An 18,837-nucleotide genomic window follows, 5' to 3' on the forward strand; every position below is an offset into this window, starting at 1 on the left:
TTTTTTAATTAGACTTTATTTATCTCTGGATTCGATCGAATCCGAGGCAAATAAAAAGAGAGACTCTTCAGAGCACAAAGTCTCTTGGAATCTCTCAAAAATCTCTTTATTATCTCCGATTAGACGGATTTATTGGCTCTGTTTCTCTAAAAATTTAGGGATATTATCAATATTTGGAATGGTATGTTCCTGGGTCTTTGAGTCATGAAGCTTACCTCTAATATATGAATCTTCCAATTCTTGTAAGTTTATAAAAACAGCCTGTAACCAAGGAACTACTTCGTATTTCTTGCCTATCTCAAAATAATGAGCCATATTCCAACCGAAATGGAATATATCGGGGTTCTTTAATTTTCTAGGTTTGATAGGTGTTATATCTTTGGGTAAAGACTCTTCTCGGGCGTAATATTCAATATATTCATCAAGCCGTAATAATTCATCATCCGCTATATATGGAGCCATCGTCAGATGTGTATATTCTTGGAAGGTCCGGATTTGTGCGGACAATTTCTCAATATAACGTTTTTCAGAATTTTGCCTTATTGTCTCTATCACTTGGGTTTGCGTTAATTCGGGCAGTGCTTGTGCTTCTTCTTGCCGTTCCTTTCCTTCCGGTTTTTCTTTTTCATTAGTAATTTCTGTAGCCTGTTGTTCTTCTGAAGGGATAATATATTTGCGTTCGGGGAGTTTCTGCATAATCCACGGAACTATGACATGAGCCAAAGTTGCTATAATTACCAGATAGGCTATAATACATACACCTAGAATTATTACAAAAATAATATTTGCCGTACCGGTATCCACACCTTTATCAAGGATAATTAATCTGCTTAACATGGCAATAGCCACACCGACAATAAAAACGACCAGTAGTAAAATGACATGACTGTTTATCTTCCGGTAATCCATAGGTAACTGACTACAAGTTATTATATAAAGTAAAAATACGATTATTTTACAAAAAATTAATCGTCCAACAAGTTTATTAATTCTTTTTTCATATCATCATCTATTGTACGGTACCTTCCGAAAGCTTTACTGCCTTCTTTATGTCCGCTTAATGCCCCGACTAAATTGGGATCCTTGACTTTCTTGTAGATATTACCTATGAATGTACGACGAGCCATGTGGGAAGATGCAACCTCATAAAGAGGCTTTTGCTCTTCTTCCCTTGTCTTTTGATTTATGGTAGTGACCATACGGTCAAGCCCGGCTCGTTTAAAAGCTTCTTTTATTTTTACATTGTATTTCTGTTCTGTATAAAAAGGGAACAAAGCTACTCTTGCCGGATCATTATATCTTTCAATAATTTCCAATGCTGTTTGATTGAGTGGAACACGTACTGTAATGGGCCTTTCTTCTTTGGTTTTACGCGGTATATATTCTATTGAATTATCAATTATATTTTTATGAGTCATTTTTATTAAATCACTGACCCGACAACCAATAAGGCATTGGAAAATAAAGATATCTCTTTGTGTTGCTAATACCGGATTATCACTCATATCGGTTTCATATAGCCTTTTTCTCTCTTCGTTGCTTATGTATATAGGTGTCCCGTACACTATATCACCTATTGCGAACTTCTTGAACGGGTTATTAGCCGTGTAACCGTTATCATTAGTCCATATAATGAAGGAACGAAAGCGGTTTAACATATCGGCAACGGAGTTTTGCCCTCTCGATTTAGGCATACCTTTTGGTACTTCGTTTCCTTCCTCGTCTAAGATCGGTGGGCGTTTACGTGTTGGAGTTTTATTGGTTTCCTTTATTGAATATGGGATTTGATCATATATATCCGGGTATTTCAAGAAAGCTTCTTTTTCGTTTCTAAGATAATATTCTATTTCTCTAAGGGTCTCGGGGGTTAGATTTGTAAATGTTATCTTATATCCTCTCGTACTTTTACGCTTGTATAATTCAAAACGGCGTATACTTCGGATAATGACCTTGAAATTTTTACGGCGTGATTCTGACAACTTGTGTGTAGCAAGGTACTTTTCCATAATCCCGAAAAACGAATCGTCTGCTTGTTCGGCAGCTTTGCGCGTCGGTTTATGGAATTTCTTGATTTGTTTTTCAATAAAGCTTCTGTCAATGGCACTTTTATTCTCGTTGGTATTAATAATATTTTCAAGGAAATCTGTCAATACTTTAAGTTTGGAACGCTTATCAAGGAGCACTTCTCGTTCAACACCTTGTATTAGGGGGATATTAATATCGTTCTTCTTCCCCCAACGTTTACGGTCAATCCAAATGCCGGAACCTACACGAATACGAATGTCACGGGAAACATATAATCGTAGACTTATTTCTGATTCTCCGGCACTGTTAGTTGTCTTTCCCAGATAGTAGTTTGTTTGAGCCATAGCTGTGGATTTTTGTTTCTTCAAATGTAGAAGAAAAGATTCGGAAAAACAATATTCTGTGTCCGCAATGTGTCCGCATTTTATAAAAACAACAAAAATTACATCCAAACACATTCAATCAAAATCAAATCCTAATAGCAGTAAATCAAATGTTTATATGTTATTTTCGATTTAATCTAATTCGTTATATTTTGACTATGTAAAACCGGATCTGGGTACAATAAACACCTGTTAATTATTTGATTAACAGGTGTTTTGATTTTGCCAGGGCGCAAATAGGGTGCAAATTTTAACCAAGTATCAGAATCCAACTTTTCCAAATACAATCATTTTTTGTTCTTGTCCTGCTTTTTGCGGCTTTTTCCAACGCCATAAAATTTTCACTACCTGACTTTATACAATCAAAACAGTAAATAGAACATAGCAAGAACGGTCTTTAGCATCAATTTCTGACCAATAACAATGTAGAATGCTCACCCGCAGGAGATTAGGCGTAATTACCTAGATGTCAATTCACTACAACTAAACATTGTGTTTCTTTGCCCCTTTTTGCCCTAATAACCGTTAAAGGTTGGACTCCCAGCCGCAGAAATATATGCTCACAAAGGCTATTTATTAAAGTTTCGGCGGCAAGTTGCGAATATTGAAATCCAAACAGGCGGCAGGGGGTCGGCGGCTGACCAACCTCCAAGCCACAGGAACATCGTAAAAAATTTTCAAAGGGATTTTCGGAAACCTAATCAATTTATTCAATAGCCTTCTTTGCGTCGAGTTTTTTTCTCGCTTCGGCACACATACGTTTAGCATTACCAATTTCAATCCCCTCCTTGCTGCCCTGTTTTTCAATTATACCTACCGAAATACCACTTCTGTCATTTGGGTGCATTTGAAACAGTGGTTCAACTATATGGGCAGCACCTTTATAATGATTTATAAATGATGTTATGTACCTTTCAATTTGAGATATGGAATTTTGCACAGTCAGTAGTGTTTCTTCATCCGTGAATACTTTGTCGAGGTCATCAAGATTTAGCGTGAAAAGAAACGAAAATACGCCGAACTTTTTAGTACGTGCGCCCCGAGATATTTCTGTCGTCGCTTTCGCGATCTCTACACTATGAAATAAGTCATCTGACAATAATTTCCAATCGGATTCGTATATTACTTTCAATACATCTAACTCGCCTCGCACTCTTGTATTTCCCTCATAAGTTATGAGAATCCGATTAAAATCATCCATCCTAATTGTATACTCTCTCCAAGTCTTGTCTTTACTTAATAAAAGACCATGACCTGTAACCTTGATTTTATGGAGAGAAATACCTTCCTCCAGAGACGGCATTGCATTTATCCTATTCTCTTGTGCCTGTCGAATACTATCCGTTCGCCTCTTTTTGACCATCATAATACTATCTGCGAGCCTTTTTTGCTCGCGTTGTACCATTAGAATACTATCCTGCCGAGCTTGTTCTCTTTCTTGTATTATCTCTTGCTCTCTCTTATCTTGTAATATTTTTTGATTAATAATAGAGTCAGCTTTAGCTAATTGTCTATATACATCATCATACAATCCTTTTACCTTGCGCTTCATTACTGTTTTAAGAGCTTCATCATATCGCTTATTCATATGGAAATGTGGGACAGAACTTCTGTATTTAATAATAGGATTTCCGTTAAGGTCAATAAACATAGACGAATAATCATAAATAGACTCGGCATTTTTTCCCTTTTCAATGATAACAATTGCAATCTCATTATTGTCAAATTCATTTGCGAAATAGAATTGTGGCTGGATTACCCAATTACCAAGTGCATCTTGATAGCCCCATTTTTCACCCGATGAAGACTTAATTGGCTTAATATTTGCGTCCGATTGTGAGTAAGTGCATAAAGGCGCAATGACCAATAGCAACAATAAGAGTGGAATAGAACTAATTGTTTTCATATTCATTATTATTAAAGTTATTAAATGAAAAAGGTAAGCCGTTACCAATATCGCCATACTATTAAGTATACCCACAAAAAGAACGTGGACTAAACCGCTATTTGCTCCCGGGGTCTTCGACAACCTTTGCAGACAAATAACAAGTAAAGCCCACGTATAGTGGACATTTGCTTACTCTTGTCTGCATCAGAAAGTGTCGAAGTTTCGGGACGCAAGAAGATAGCTAATGCTTATCCAATATGTTAATGTTTTATATATATATCTGTTTCTTAATAAATTGATTTTCTATTGACGATAAAGGTACAAATATTTTTTTTGAAAAAACAAGGTCAGTTAGTTCTAATTGTTGAGGTGAAAATCGTATAAGATAATCGGCAATATCAAAGCCCGCTTCCTGTTCCTGTTCAGTGGCTTGCTTTTCAATCAGTGAAGAAGCGGAGACGGTACATATTCTTGATAACCCTTTTGCCTTTGCGCTCCATTTATCATATTGCCCACTATCGGGAAAGAGTACTACATTTCGCCCTTTCAATACAGAGCATCTATCGAAGTTCAATCCCTCGCTTCCACCACAAGCAAGCCATATCATATCAGGTAAATAAATACTTGCTATTATCGCCGTTTTTTCGCTTTCAACAATCGCAACCTTTTTCGTAGCATCATGTAAAAGATGTTCGCCAAACAAGCATTGAGAAAGGATGAAGTTTGCTCCCAAAACTTTATGTGCCCATTGTACCGGCGGCAGAATATCTTTACGTCGGTGTCCATCCTCGCCATACACAATAATTTTCCCCGTTCGTATTTTCCTTTGCAGGTCGATTTGCCAAAAGCAAGTGCCGCCGTTTCGCGAAGTCCCAACAAAATAACGCTCGATTGCTTCACGTGTCTGCTCCTCACCAACTATCCCCGCCAACCATTGGACAAATTGGTTTTGCTCGTAATTCGATAAAGTTTTTTTTAATGACTCTATATCAATAAAAGAGGGCTTAGGCTTATGCGTTGGATTCGAACGTTGTAGATATTCCTTTTTGCTATCGCAAGAAATATGATTGTCGATAAAATACTGTTTCGGTGCATAGTGGTATCCACAATTGTCGGAACGATCGCATTTGCCTACGGTTGAGTGTAACGGGTTGCCTATATTGTTGTCAATATATACTACAAAGACTTTACGTCTACATTTTGGGCAAATATATTTTTTACTGCTTTTATCAAGCGAATATCTATATTTTTTCATGTCAAAGAATTAACGTTTTATGGTTTTGTATTTGACCTCTTCTACCCATTCAGCAGGGATAGTATCGTTTTCTATCCAATCAATCAATTGCAGAATGACTTCTTTATTCAAATCTTCATCTCTATTTTTTACTGCAAATACTTTTAATGTACATTTTGTTGCTAAATTTTCTATACGTCTCGCCATCGTACTAAACCCATCCCAAGAAGCGGCAAAAACCAATGTCTTAAAATTTAAGTCCATCGAAAAAGTAGCCATTCGCCTATATGGGACACGATTTTCCCAATTTTGAGATAATGTGCAATAAATTTTATGTCCCTCATTTGATAATACTGCCATTTTGAAAAGTTCGGGATGGCAGGGATAAATTGGGCTTTCATATTTGGAATAGTAATCGCAAATAAGCCTGCATAATCCAAGGTCATCTAAAATCTGTACTTCGTCTAGTAGTTCAGTAAGTTGTTTATTATAATTTTTATTTGACTTTTTCATATTTGTTTGATTTTACCGTCCAATCAGTCCGTATCGCCCAACTTTTATATTTTTAGGACGATACGGACGATTTGGACTTTGATTAAAAACTCTTTTCAATAATGTATTTGTTTGATTTTTCAATATAAACATGCCTTTCGCCGCTTTTATAGATATTAAATTGCTTCTTCCGCAACCTATCAGCAAAAGTTCTATTACTACATACACGATATCCATCATTACTGCAATACATTTTATATTCACTGTAAAGCTCTCTTAACAAACGTGTTTCGCTATTGCTTGATTGATAATCATTGTCACTCAAAAACATTTGCACGCTGTCGCTTTCGGCTTGATATTGTTTCAATATTTCGGTAACGGCGTGGCAGTCTGTAAACTTTTTGTTTGATAAGAGCCTTTGCAAGCCATCAAGTACCCACAAGAATACTCCTGCAAGCTCATTATTAATAATTTTTCGATGTAGTTCTTTGTCTTGCTCTGCTTCGGGTATCGTCTCAAGAAACGGCACAATTAAAAACCTACGGAAAAAAGCATTTGTTTGTTCAGTATCTTTTGGCAATTCGTTTGCGTTGAAAATCATTTTTGCATAATTCTGTACTTCAAAAGGCTTTCCGTATGGACTTCGTGCGGTAAACGTTTCGCCGCTTGCAAGTTTTTTAAACAAATCGGTATTCATTTCTCGGCTGATTTCGCTTGCGTAATTCAGTAGCTTATTTGCAATTTCAGCCCGATAGTAACCTGTTTTGTCCGTAAGTTCGAAAAGCGTGTAAGTACTTACGTTTTCACGTCCTAGCAACGCCGTCAATACTTCAAAAAATACTGACTTCCCATTTGCACCACTACCATAAAGGATTAGACATTTTTCAAATTTCAATCCGCTACCGTGCCGTATAAACAAATACCCTGCATATTCTGCCAAAACTGCTTGTGCTGCTTTATCGGGCAAAACACGGTTTAGGTATTGAGTAAATATTGGACAAGTAGCTTGTTTATCATACTCAAAAGGTAGTTGATAGGTTAAGAAATGTGTCGCCGAAAAAGAGATAAGTTCCTGTTTTTGAGTGCTTATACGAAATGTTCCATTCGCTAAATTGATTAAAACTGTATCGTTGTCATATTCGGGAGGCTGCAAGTGTGCTGAAAATAAGAATTGCTCATAAAGTTCTTTGACAAATTTGTAATCATCAGCAAGTGTTTGTCGCAAGCCCATTGCTTTGGCACAGTCTGAAAGAAAATGTTTTAAATCGTCTTCGTTAAGTATTTCCCAATATGCTCCATTATATAAGTAACAAAACCCGCCTTGCTTACACAACGCCCAATTATTCGCCTGTGCGATTTTTAAAATTTCGTCTAATGTCAAAACTCTGATTTCGGAACGATTTACTTTTTTCTCCTTACGTTCTTCGGCTGGTAAATTTGGGTATTGCATTTCTACAAAATCAATCGGCTGTACTTGCTCAAGTAGTGATTTAAGAATATTAGCTTTTGTTTTTCGTGGTGGTTCAGACATCAACTGCAACATTTCAGCTTTGATAACATCGGGAGTAATTTTGCTATAATCAAAGTTGGGATGAAGATTCTTCATCCCATTATTTACTTCATTGTTAGCCATATTCACCTCCTACCTTTTGAATGTTTGCCTAACTTATTTTGCATACAAAACGTTTGTGCCTGTTCCTCTATTTCCGCTGAGGTGCTTATACGATTTTGTGTTAGCCATGTTTCCAATTCTATACGATTGAAATAACACAATTTACCGCTTGGTTTGTAGTGTGGTATTTTCTGCCCACTTGTTAATTTATACAAGTAGCTTTTTGAAAGTCCTGTAAATTGTGCTGCCTCTGCAAACGTAAGCACTTCTTTAGTGACTAATCCTGTCATTTTTATGGTTTCCTCAACTGCTTCTAATCTTTTCTCGATTTCCATAATTCAAAATTTATTTATGGATTGGTGGTGGTATGGGGTAAGGTTACAGACTTCCCCTCCCTTGCCATGTTGTCAATGGGGGTGGCTGTAACTCCACAAGCATTAACTAACAAGGGCAAAGGTAAGCACATGAAGCAATCGTAACAAAGTGATTATCAAAAGAAAAAGCGACCTGCGGCAGGTCGCCCAATGGTCGCACATAGACTTATATGTTATAAATCAGCCACTTGCAGAGTCGCTAAATAATCTCTTAATTTTTCGCTATCGATACTTGCTGCATACTTGTTTTTAGCCAATCTTAGAGGGATGTTTGTTTCTTGATAAATAAAAATATAGGGAGTTTGTCGTTCTACTTCTGCGTTGGTTAGGCTACCTTTTATTTTCTCGTGTGTTAGCAACTCCCTTGCAAGTTGCTTATTTTGTAGCCATTTAAAACGTTTCGCCGTTGCATCTTCAATATAAGTTTTACCATTGGTGCAAATGCTTTCTTGCAGCCATGTCAAAACATTTTTAGGAATTATCATTTGTTGTAGAGGCTTTTCTATCGCCTGTACACCTTCCACCTTGCTAACAACAGATTCGCTCAAAAAACGTCTTATATACTCTGCATTACGTACTAAATGCACAGTCAATGTTTTTTTATCTGTATCTGGTATTGATCGTATTTCAGGATTATACTCACTCCAAGACTTATCAAACAATGTAAATGGCATAAACGGATTTCTCTCCTCTATCTTTCCGTTCTTATTTCTCAGAAGCATTATATCACCGTAAAAATGTCGGATATTATTTCTTTTCCCTCCTAAAATGCAATAAATGTCATAAAAGACATTACTGTCTATATCTACACCATTTTCTTTATCTGTTAATCGTGAGCGCGCTTCCCATAATTCTAATCGTCCTTCCCATTCTTCAATGATTTGTTCACATGTGGATAAGTGCTGCTTCAATATTCTCGTCAAGACATCATTGTTGTGTTTTATAAGATAATCTTCCACCTCCTGTTTATAAGCATCCTCATCAAAAAAAGGATATGTTTCTTTTATATGAATATCTACGAATGGTGATGATCCTATTGCTACGTGTAAATCTACTATGTATTTAATTGCATCTAAACTATGCCCCATATTTGCTATATGTCCCATAACTCAAAAGATATGATTTTATAATTCCAATGTCGGCAAGCTGTTTATTGCAGCCTCTTTCAAACTATCTACTGCTCGTGTGTATTTTTCCGTGTGTTTCAGTCCACTATGCCCCAAAAGGCTTGCAACGGTTTTCATATTAGCTCCATTGTTGAGGATATTAACCGCAAAAGAGTGACGGGCACTATGCCACGTTATGTGCTTATCAATACCGGCACGGGCAGTCCAACGTCTCAACGCTTTTAAGCACATTGTATGGCTTGGCAGGTTAAATATTTTTTCATTTTTAGCCCCCTCTGTTGAAGGCTTGCCTATCAATGAAATTAGGCTGTCGTTAAGAGGTACTACGACACCACTGCTTGAGCTACCGCCTTTGGTTTTAGATTGCTCAAACTTTAGCAAACGGTTTGAGTAATCCACGTTGCCATACCTCAACTCCACTACATCACAAAAGCGTATTCCTGCATATAGGCACAAAATAAACGCTCGTCTTACATCTTGGTTTTGCTCCGTGTAGGTGGTGCTTATTAGTTGTTGCATTTCCTCAACGCTCAGCACGTCTTTTCTTAAAATTTGTTCATCAACCTTGCATTGCACCCCTTTACAAGGGTTTTTCATTATTACATCGTGTTCAACGGCATAAGAAACCGCTTTTTTAAACCGTTGAAATATACTCTTTGCTCCCTCACCTTTACTTCTGCTTTGCAAGTATTCCACAAAAGACAACATCATATCTTTGCTTAACTGTTCAGGCTTTATAGAAGTTCTAAATACAGGGTACTCTATTGAAAGAAAATCTTTGAAACGGTTGAGGGCTATTATCAGCATTCTAACATCTTTCTTGGTGTAGTTGTCGATGTAGGTTTGGAAATAGTCAAGGAAATTCACATTTTTAGCCTTTGATAGTCTGTATCCTAACTTTCCTTCTCTTAACTCTTGCTCTCGTTCGTTCCTAATCTTTTTTGCTAACTCTAAAGTTTCTTTATTAGTTAAACGTTCTTCTGTTGTGCGAGGTGTAGCCCAAATATACAGGTTTAGAGATTCTTTTCTTCGGTCAATCTTTACCTTATCCTCAACCTTAGAATAGCCCAAATAATACTCTAAGTACAATGACAATTGTCCGTCTGAAAGCTTTTTTTGCTTTAATTTGGGGTTGTCTGTTACTTTGCTGTCATTTTTTGCCATGATGTAACTTATTGTTTATCTTATGTTTTCCTTTATATACAAAGGTAATAAAAAGATTTTATTGGGGCGCAAATAAGGTGCAAATATTAGCAAAACAAGGGTAATTATAGGAAAATGCAGATTGTTTATAAAACAACAATTAGCTGATTATTAAGGATGTTAACTTCTTTTGTTTTCTTATGATTTGCAGGTTTTGTACTGGCTCTGGGTACTAAGTGGGAAAAACTCGAATTATTTGAGTTTTTCCCATTTTTCTTTCCCCGCAATTCATTGGTTTGCTGATAGATTAAATCTAAAACTTTATTCAAAGAATTGGTTCGATATGCTTTTCCATCAAATACGACTTTTTCGGGAAAAATCGAACTTATCAGCTTACATTTCACTTCTACTTTAGCATCTCGAATATAGTAATCCATATTGTTTATCAGGTCAATAGAGGATGTTAGTTTAGGTTCGATATTTGCACGGTTAGGGTTTTCAAGAATATCTATCTTTTCTTCAAGCATATCTATGTTTTTGTTAAACCTTTCTTTGGCACTATAGTAGGTTTCTTTATCTATATCAGCATCTAAATATTTATCTTCAAGATTATACAAACGTTCTTTCATCTTCAATATCTCGTCTTTGTGACCTTCTATCTGCTTCTGAATATCTAACTTCCCATCTTGTCTAATATCCTTTAAAACCTCTTTATATAGTCTTAAAATAGGTTCGTTTGGTTTTAAAGAAGATAGGTATTTAGCAAACAATTCGTTTGCTTCTTCTGCCCGACATCTAAAATGTTTTGCATCAACGCTACAGTTGTAATAAGTATATTTTCCACCATTACCTGAACTTGTAGCACCTGTAATTGATTTACCACAAACAGGACAGCAAATAAATTTTCTTAGAAATAAATCAGGGTTTATTTTTCTTGATAGTTTTGGAGAACCTTTCTTTTTGCCATCTATAACCTCTTGTACTTTCTCAAAAATCGTTTTATCTATAATAGCATCATGTCTTCCATCAACATAATGTTCAGGAATACCTTTATATTCAGGCACTCGTACTTTACCAATATAGAAACGGTTTCTAAGCATATCCATAAATGAATTTTTGTTTATCTTCCAATTATACTTTCTTTCAACCAATTTTCTTATATAGTTTGGAGATTGAGTACCTTTAGCAACTTCTGAAAACACCCATTGTATTATAGGTGCTTTCACTCTATCTATTTCTACGTATTTGTTATAATCATCAATTTTTACATTCTTATACCCTCTTGGTGCTTTATTCGCACATATTCCTCTCTCCAATGACTGGTGAATTCCATCTTTTGTTCCATCCGACCTATTATCATTATCAACTTCGGCTTCACTTAGATATACTGCTAACATTATTTTAGAATGGTTGTCTTCCCAATTCAAATATTGCTCTACTGCATTTACTCTTATATCAAGCTTTTTAAAGAAGGCTATATTGTTTAACCCCTCTTGCATATTTCTTGAGTATCTATTCCATTTCAAGAATAGAACTAAATCTACCTTATTTTTATTCGATTTACAAAATTTCATGACTTTCTGAATCTCAGGTCTACGTGCAAAATCTTTTCCGCTCTCATCCTCTCTATAACAATCAACTACATTATGTTGATTCTTTCTACAAAACTCTCTCATCGCTTTCTCTTGATAATCTAAACTACATCCTTTTGCTTGTTCGTCACTACTTACGCGACAATATATTATTACATTCATATTTCTCTTAATTTAATTCATTATTATTATCGTATTCTCCCTGTTCAACTTGCAGATTAGCAAGAAGATATAAAAACTCTCTTATTTCCTTTATCTCTTCGTTTGTGTATTTTCTTTTACCTTCATTTACAATACTCTTACATGTTTCTAAACTTAACATCGATAAAGATTTTACTATCTTTATTTTTGCACCTGTATTCGCTACAAGTAAGCGTCTGGGTTTATCATAGACTAACGCCTCAAAGTGCGTTCTTAAACAATCTACATTCTTGTATAAATCCCTTATATATCATTACATACATTTTATTTTAATCATTATTTTTACTATAACCAATATCTAACACAAATAAAAAAACAGCAATACAAGCCTATCCCCCAATGTTTCCACTGAGAGCAGATTATTCATAATGCTGTTTTTTGATTACTTTTTTGCAATTATACTATTATTAAAATCAATTCCCAAATTTTGTTAAAAATTTTTCTGAAATTTTTGAAGAGAGATTTACGCAAGATAATGTACTCGATTTTAGGGGGTAGTGTTTTCTAATCTTTTAGTCAGGTGGATACGTAGGTAGGGGTGGGGGCATGGTATACCTACCCTATTGTTACATTATGGCTTTTACTTTACGCAATGTATTTACACTGGTACCTGTAATTTTTTGTATATTTCTTAGGCTGTATCCTTTTCTCAAAAGTTTAATGTCTTCTGTATATTCCTCTTTCATTGCTTCATTATCTTTTCTGTAACCAATTTTACGACCGACAGAAAGACCTTTAGCTAAGTGAGCCTTATATCCTGATTGCATACGCTCCCTGATATTACCTTTTTCAAGGTTAGCTATTTCAGATAATAAAGAAACTAATAACTGAGCCATTGGATTAACTTTCTTATCTTCTGTCAGAGTTTCAATATTAAGATTTTGAATATACACAGATATTTTGTTCTCATTAAGTAATGAAATGGTTTCAAGTAACCCTAATTGCGTTCGATGCAAGCGTGATACTTCACTAACTAAAACCTTTTCTATCTTGTTAGAATTAACATAATCAATCATACGCAATAGTTCAGGTCTTTCTTCTTGGCGTTTAGTCCCACTAACTTTTTCTGCAAATACACAATCTACTATCATATCATTTCGTTTTGCAAAATCAGTCAGGTCATTTATCTGTCTATTGAAGTCCTGATTTAAAGTTGATACCCTTGCATATATAACTACTCGTTTCATTCTATTATCATTTATGATTACTAATCATAAGTAATTATATTAAGTATATTTACCAAATGTAAAAGTAGTTATTTTAATTATATTTACTATTTTGTATATATTTGTAGAATGAAAGAAAAAGAATTACAACAAAGACAGGTTATCCATGTTCATATATTGGCTACTGATAGACATTACTATTTTGGTAGCATACAAGCTATCTATGACACTTTAAGCAAAGAGGATATAGGAATAGCGCTACAAACTCTATATAATCGTAGATTGAATGAAAAGTATGTTAATGATAAGGCAGTGATTAGAAAAGGTGTGCTACAACAAAAGAAACGTTCTGCATAAAGGTTCTATTTTATATCAATGATATGTATAATTGTTGTATCTAATGATTCAGCAATGTTCAGCAATGTACCAATAGTAAGGTTCGTTTTTCCCGATTCAATCCTACTCATATTAGACTTTTCATAGTTACATCTTGCTGCAAGTTCTGCTTGACTAATATTTTTTTCTTCTCGTATCTTTTTGATATTCTTACCTATAGCAATCAACAAATCTTCTTTATTCATAATTCTTTAATTATCATATTTGATAACTAAAGAAAATGCTATTATCTTCGCAAGTAGTTATCATTTATGATAACTAGTATGTATTTAATTAATTAAAATCAATTTTCATAAAAAAATTTCTCATTCCATTAGTAATGGTATTCGCTTTGCTTGGTAGTATTCAAGCACAGGATACTAAAAATTCTTTACAAGCTAATCTCCTGTACGGTTCTAAAATTGAAACAATGAGCTTTGGGCTTACTTTTAACCTCACTGGTAAAAAACACGAATTTTCGCCATCTATCAATGCTTATCTTAAAAAAGATGGGGTAAGCCTAAAAGAAATCAACTTTGATTACCACAGATTGTATGGCATTGGCAGCAAGGTTAAAGTATTTCCTATCATTGGTTTTGGAATTAATTCATGGGAAGGCAGTGGTGCGGACAACGAAACAAAGTTTGGGCTGAATTTAGGTCTTGGTGGTCGGTATGATATCAATGATAAATTTCATGCTGGATTTCAATTCAAATACAGTGCCATGAGTGAATCGGGTTCACAGAGTGTCCCAACGTTAACAATCGGCTATAAACTTTAATCACAAACTATACTCTGATATAATATTATGGAAAAGAATAATTTAAAATATTTTACTTTATTGGTAATATCGTTTTTGATGCTCAGTGTATCATCTTGTAGTAAAGATGATGAAGATAATGATAGCAATAACAAATCTCTGATTGTTGGTAAATGGAAAATTGAAAGCTCACCTCAAGGTGTAGACGAGGACGAAAAAAATTGGATTTTCAATATTAAATCCGATGGGACTTATAGCTATGGTGACGGAGATGAGTATGATGATTTTGGTACTTGGACAATAAACGATAAAACATTTAACTACGCTTCGAAATTAGGTTTATCTTTCACCACTGAGATTATTGAACTTAATAAAACCACCTTTACAGCAAAGGTAAGAAATCCTCTTTCATCAGGTTACATTACGACTACTTATAAAAGGATTGAATAATCAATCTAATCTTTTAGATTAAATTGATAACAATAAAAATGTATCAAAAGGTCTTTTTCAAGATTATTTTGATACATTTTTAATTTGCTACAAAATTCTAATTTAAACATAAGATAATCTTAATGAAGCGATACACGCCAAAATTAACGTAAATAGCACATTTCAGAGATTAAAAGACCTATGTTGAGGTGTCAAAGTACCTCTAAAAAAGTCACTTATCGCTTAGTTTTTGCCTTATATCAGCTAATATTCCACTGGATTTATATAGTCGCTCGTTTCGTTGCCGTATAAGTACTTTTATTTTTTTCATTCTTTCAGACAAACCATTACGAGAATTTTTACTATATATGTTAAGGTCTTTCATCTCTTGCTCTATTTTCTTAATATCCCCATTATGCTTGTCAATAATGGCATTCATTGCATAGGTTTCATAATTGGTAATATATTGTTTATTCTCAATTTCTGTTTTTTCAAAAATCTTATTGAATTGGTTTAATAAAGGATTTTCATTTGAACTGAATATCTCACTTATATGGCTTGTATCTGTATTTAGTGCATTACATATTTTCTTGGGAGTATCTAATTCCATTTCAAAACGTGTGACACCATCAAAATAACTTATTACTTTGTTTGGACAATTAAGGACTGAAAGAAAATCATCATTCTTTATAATCTCCTTTTCTTTATCATATATGACAATGGATTCTTTGCAGGATTTTGATTTTACATCTTTATTAAAACGTATTCCATCTTTTCTATAACGTTCCCATTTAAAGCGTCTGTAATTATCAACGCATGAATTAAGACTATGCAGAATGTTGTCTGTCAAGTCATATTTTATGCCATTGGTTATATGAACCTTTGAAAAATAACAATCCTCTGCAATAGAATCAACATCGAGACTACAAATAACAAGTTGGTTGATATTCTCTAAGCATTGTTTAAAAGAATCTTTTGTTATAAGTTTGGGATAATCATTTAATAATACCTTAAATGAAAATTCTAATGTTAATGATTTATCACTAATTCCAATATATAAATTATAAGGAATAAATCTATCATCATCTTTTGAATTATAAAATGTATTTATTAAATCTCCATTTGGTTTATATCGTGGATTAAATTTAATAAATGTATTTTTCAAGTATTCTTTATTGGTTCTTATTTTTACTGTATCAAATTTTAAATGTTTGTTTTCATAACTATTCATTTTAATTAATAATTAAACTTCTTATTTTTCAAGTGAACTATACTAAACATTATTAGTGTAGTCCACAGGCTACATATTTCCCTTCTTGATAGAGAAATGAAACTTCTTTAGTAAAAAATAAGATTTTAATATTAATAGTAAATAGTTAGTGAAAAAACATCTAATTTTTAGATAGTGATTCAATAATTTTTATTGTAGATATAGGAACAAATGGATAACATTTAAGAATGATTGGATATAATGCTTTTTGTAAATCTCCTTCATTATTGAATTTTCCAAAAGCAGGATAAATTTCTTTTATTTTAGTTACAATTTCATGACCTTGCATTGAGGAATATTCTTTAGGAATTAAAAGTTTTTTTTCATTCAAATATTTCCATTCAACTTTTTCACCATTTGTATTAAATGCAGGATATTTTTTTGTAAAATCTTCAAAAAACAAATCTACATATCTTTGTAATTCAGTTTCACTTTTATATCCTAATAAATATTGGTTGAATCCCAGCTCTAATCCTAATCTTTCAGATGTTTTATGTGCGTCCCCCATATCTATCAAAAGACAATATATATAAATTGGGTCTAATATAAAATTCTCAACACTATATCTTTCATTTAGTCCATGTACTAAAATGTTTTCATTAGGTTTGTTTGCTAAATCCCAATCGACAATTCCAAAAGATGTATCATTTCCACTTTTTCTTAATTCTTCAACTATCTTATATACATGGTCACAATTACTCTTACCATATCCATTAGATATAAAATATAACCTATAATCTAGTTTATTCGATTGTAGATGTTTATCATGTAAGCCTTGATAATACATCACATCAGTAGGACTTTCAACAAAAACTTGTTTGTGATTTTTATAGTTTATACTTAGCGTTGGAATAAAACTAGTAAGAAGTTCTAAGGCAATATCTTTTGATATTTTTTTAAGTTGAGTGTTCTCTCCATTTTCTAACTGATAAATACAATCATCTGGACATAAAGCGATAGTTGAAGGTGAATGAGTTGAAAAAATTACTTTTATTCCTAATTGTTTTACAAATACTTCATTTAGTATATCAATCAAAAGTTTCGACATTTCTGGATGTAAGTGAGCATCAGGTTCATCTAGTAATAGTAGATTAGGATATTCTAATTTCCCCTCATAATAGTCACTTAAAAATAACTTTAATATCAGACCAATTACTACTTTTTCTCCAGAGGATAGATTTTCAAATAAGATTTGAGTTTCTGTTGATTTTTTATGCAATGGATTATCCATATTTACATCTTCTGTAAATTGACCAGGTTCTAATCCTTTAAAATAAAAATCAATATTATATTTTTCAAGAATATCATTAATTGTTTTCCAAGGCTCTGGATATCTTTTTATAAAGTCCAAATCAGAAATAGAGCTATTAGGTATCTTATACTTTTCTTTTCTATAAAACTCATAATCATTTTTATGGCGTCTTCTCGAATAATTATAAAAAATAATCTCCAATTTCGATTGAAATAAGTCATTCTCATCAACCCAGTATTCACTAATTGGAGTTGTGTAAAAATCATGTTCTTTGAGGTCAAAGAATTTCTTTTCTAGATATGCTGCAACTTCTTTTGCTAACAAAATAGCCTTCAATATATTTTTTTGAAAATAAGTACTGTTAAGAACTGTTACTTGTTTCTGAATTTTGGGATTCTGCTCTCTATGAGAATAATAAAGAGAAAGTGATTTTTTTCTTATTATTTGTTCTATTAAATTAAAACAATACTCGTCCTCAGATAGAAGTACTTCTCTATAATTATTTGCTAATATCTTATCAATTAAATTATTCTCAATCATATAAGCATGAAACCTCTTTTCTTCCTCTGGCATTACTATAAATAAATCAACAGTCTTTTTCAAAGATTTCTTCCATTCATCATGGTTAATTTTGAATGCTGATTGTTTAGAAATACCTTCAAATTGAATTTTATTAAAATAAGGAATTATACTAATATCAATCTGGTTGACTTCTGCTCGATTTTGAGATTTATAATACAATAGCTCAAGCAATTGGGATTTTCCACTACCATTTTTCCCTGTTATCACAGAGAAATCTGATAAATTCTCACTTTCAAAAGGATATAATGATTTATATTGATTCTTTAATTTTATTTGCATAATTAAATACTTTATTATTATGTGCAAAATTAACATTTTAAGTATAATATAAGTAAGTTATTATTCACTTTATATCTTTCAATAATTTCATAATATTTGCTGAACATTAGAGAAAATCAATCACTTTTAAAAAGTCTAAGTAAAGGTTCAATATTTCGAGCCTCTCGTATATATAAATAGACTAATCTTATGGTTTAGGAATCCACTCTCTCAATTCATAAATCAAATCCAAATCTTCAAGAAATTGGTTCGAGAATAGAACGCTTAGGGGTACTTAAGGCTCCTGATTTTCATCTGAAAAATCAGGAGTTTTTCCTTTTGTTAGGGTGTAAAACATTACATAATATAATTGCAACACAATATTTAGAATTAAAAACTTTGAGTTATGAGAAATTTGAAAGGATAAGAAAATAAACCTCTAATGACAAGACGATTTCATATATTTTAATTAAAATGGTTCAAAGTGCTTTTCCATCAAATAAGATTTTTTCAAAAATTCTCATTAGCAAATAACCTTAATCTTACCGCTCAATGTTAGTTATTGCAAATCACTTTGTGCCAAAAACTCTGCTATTTGGTTCTGATATAACCAAACTGTGTCTTGATCTAACTTAACATCGCGTTGTGTATTGCTATCCGGAGTCTTATATATT

Annotated in this window: 18 protein-coding genes; 4 read left to right on the top strand and 14 right to left on the bottom strand. The window is 33.2% G+C overall.

Annotated elements, in window-relative coordinates:
* Window positions 1-129: 129 nt before the first annotated feature.
* The 7 genes from BGC7_RS12430 to BGC7_RS12465 all read right to left on the bottom strand — a co-directional run bounded on the left by BGC7_RS12430 (window position 130) and on the right by BGC7_RS12465 (window position 7,963).
* Window positions 130-909 (bottom strand): hypothetical protein, encoded by a 780-nt coding sequence (locus BGC7_RS12430; protein ID WP_050701927.1) that lies wholly within the window; start codon window positions 907-909, stop codon window positions 130-132.
* A 56-nt stretch (window positions 910-965) separates the two neighbouring features.
* The gene (locus tag BGC7_RS12435; RefSeq protein ID WP_050702074.1) at window positions 966-2,369 is read right to left on the bottom strand and encodes a site-specific integrase; all 1,404 of its coding nucleotides are present in this window, start codon (window positions 2,367-2,369) and stop codon (window positions 966-968) included.
* Window positions 2,370-3,114: 745 nt separating this feature from the next.
* On the bottom strand, window positions 3,115-4,314 hold the full coding sequence (locus BGC7_RS12440) for a WG repeat-containing protein (protein ID WP_157258718.1): 1,200 nt from the start codon (window positions 4,312-4,314) through the stop codon (window positions 3,115-3,117).
* 250 nt (window positions 4,315-4,564) lie between these two features.
* Window positions 4,565-5,551 (bottom strand): DUF6371 domain-containing protein, encoded by a 987-nt coding sequence (locus tag BGC7_RS12445; protein ID WP_050701929.1) that lies wholly within the window; start codon window positions 5,549-5,551, stop codon window positions 4,565-4,567.
* A gap of 9 nt (window positions 5,552-5,560) precedes the next feature.
* Window positions 5,561-6,043, bottom strand: a complete 483-nt coding sequence (locus tag BGC7_RS17915) for a hypothetical protein (protein WP_157258719.1) — start codon at window positions 6,041-6,043, stop codon at window positions 5,561-5,563.
* Window positions 6,044-6,125: 82 nt separating this feature from the next.
* Window positions 6,126-7,655 carry a DNA primase family protein gene (locus tag BGC7_RS12460; protein ID WP_050701932.1) on the bottom strand — a complete coding sequence of 510 codons (1,530 nt, stop codon included), beginning with the start codon at window positions 7,653-7,655 and terminating at the stop codon, window positions 6,126-6,128.
* A gap of 2 nt (window positions 7,656-7,657) precedes the next feature.
* Window positions 7,658-7,963: a helix-turn-helix domain-containing protein gene (locus BGC7_RS12465; protein ID WP_050702075.1), complete on the bottom strand. Its 306-nt coding sequence runs from the start codon at window positions 7,961-7,963 to the stop codon at window positions 7,658-7,660.
* A gap of 27 nt (window positions 7,964-7,990) precedes the next feature.
* On the opposite strand from BGC7_RS12465, the gene BGC7_RS18195 reads away from it, so the two are divergent.
* A complete protein-coding gene (locus BGC7_RS18195; RefSeq protein WP_255351474.1) occupies window positions 7,991-8,113 on the top strand; it encodes a hypothetical protein in 123 nt (40 codons plus the stop codon).
* Between the two features lie 68 nt (window positions 8,114-8,181).
* On the opposite strand, the gene BGC7_RS12470 is transcribed toward BGC7_RS18195, so the two are convergent.
* The 4 genes from BGC7_RS12470 to BGC7_RS12485 form a co-directional block, all read right to left on the bottom strand.
* Complete coding sequence (locus tag BGC7_RS12470) at window positions 8,182-9,114, bottom strand: hypothetical protein (RefSeq protein WP_050701933.1); 933 nt, start codon at window positions 9,112-9,114, stop codon at window positions 8,182-8,184.
* A gap of 18 nt (window positions 9,115-9,132) precedes the next feature.
* Entirely contained in the window at window positions 9,133-10,299 is a 1,167-nt protein-coding gene (locus BGC7_RS12475; protein WP_050701934.1) for a site-specific integrase, read from the bottom strand.
* Between the two features lie 125 nt (window positions 10,300-10,424).
* Window positions 10,425-12,032: a recombinase family protein gene (locus tag BGC7_RS12480; protein WP_082206704.1), complete on the bottom strand. Its 1,608-nt coding sequence runs from the start codon at window positions 12,030-12,032 to the stop codon at window positions 10,425-10,427.
* 605 nt (window positions 12,033-12,637) lie between these two features.
* Window positions 12,638-13,258, bottom strand: a complete 621-nt coding sequence (locus tag BGC7_RS12485; RefSeq protein ID WP_050701935.1) for a recombinase family protein — start codon at window positions 13,256-13,258, stop codon at window positions 12,638-12,640.
* 108 nt (window positions 13,259-13,366) lie between these two features.
* Here BGC7_RS12485 and BGC7_RS12490 point away from each other — a divergent pair, with 108 nt between their 5' ends.
* Complete coding sequence (locus tag BGC7_RS12490) at window positions 13,367-13,594, top strand: hypothetical protein (protein ID WP_050701936.1); 228 nt, start codon at window positions 13,367-13,369, stop codon at window positions 13,592-13,594.
* 5 nt (window positions 13,595-13,599) lie between these two features.
* On the opposite strand, the gene BGC7_RS12495 is transcribed toward BGC7_RS12490, so the two are convergent.
* Window positions 13,600-13,818 carry a helix-turn-helix domain-containing protein gene (locus BGC7_RS12495; protein WP_050701937.1) on the bottom strand — a complete coding sequence of 73 codons (219 nt, stop codon included), beginning with the start codon at window positions 13,816-13,818 and terminating at the stop codon, window positions 13,600-13,602.
* A 134-nt stretch (window positions 13,819-13,952) separates the two neighbouring features.
* Here BGC7_RS12495 and BGC7_RS12500 point away from each other — a divergent pair, with 134 nt between their 5' ends.
* Both BGC7_RS12500 and BGC7_RS12505 read left to right on the top strand, forming a co-directional pair.
* Window positions 13,953-14,393 (top strand): outer membrane beta-barrel protein, encoded by a 441-nt coding sequence (locus BGC7_RS12500; protein WP_050701938.1) that lies wholly within the window; start codon window positions 13,953-13,955, stop codon window positions 14,391-14,393.
* A 27-nt stretch (window positions 14,394-14,420) separates the two neighbouring features.
* The gene (locus BGC7_RS12505) at window positions 14,421-14,822 is read left to right on the top strand and encodes a lipocalin family protein (RefSeq protein ID WP_050701939.1); all 402 of its coding nucleotides are present in this window, start codon (window positions 14,421-14,423) and stop codon (window positions 14,820-14,822) included.
* Between the two features lie 211 nt (window positions 14,823-15,033).
* Here the strand turns inward: BGC7_RS12505 and BGC7_RS12510 are convergent, their stop codons facing one another.
* Window positions 15,034-16,032: a hypothetical protein gene (locus BGC7_RS12510; RefSeq protein ID WP_050701940.1), complete on the bottom strand. Its 999-nt coding sequence runs from the start codon at window positions 16,030-16,032 to the stop codon at window positions 15,034-15,036.
* 160 nt (window positions 16,033-16,192) lie between these two features.
* Window positions 16,193-18,184 (bottom strand): ATP-dependent nuclease, encoded by a 1,992-nt coding sequence (locus BGC7_RS12515; protein WP_050701941.1) that lies wholly within the window; start codon window positions 18,182-18,184, stop codon window positions 16,193-16,195.
* Window positions 18,185-18,837 lie beyond the last annotated feature (653 nt).

Origin of the sequence: Dysgonomonas sp. BGC7 (assembly GCF_001261735.1) — a bacterium.
Lineage (GTDB): Bacteria > Bacteroidota > Bacteroidia > Bacteroidales > Dysgonomonadaceae > Dysgonomonas.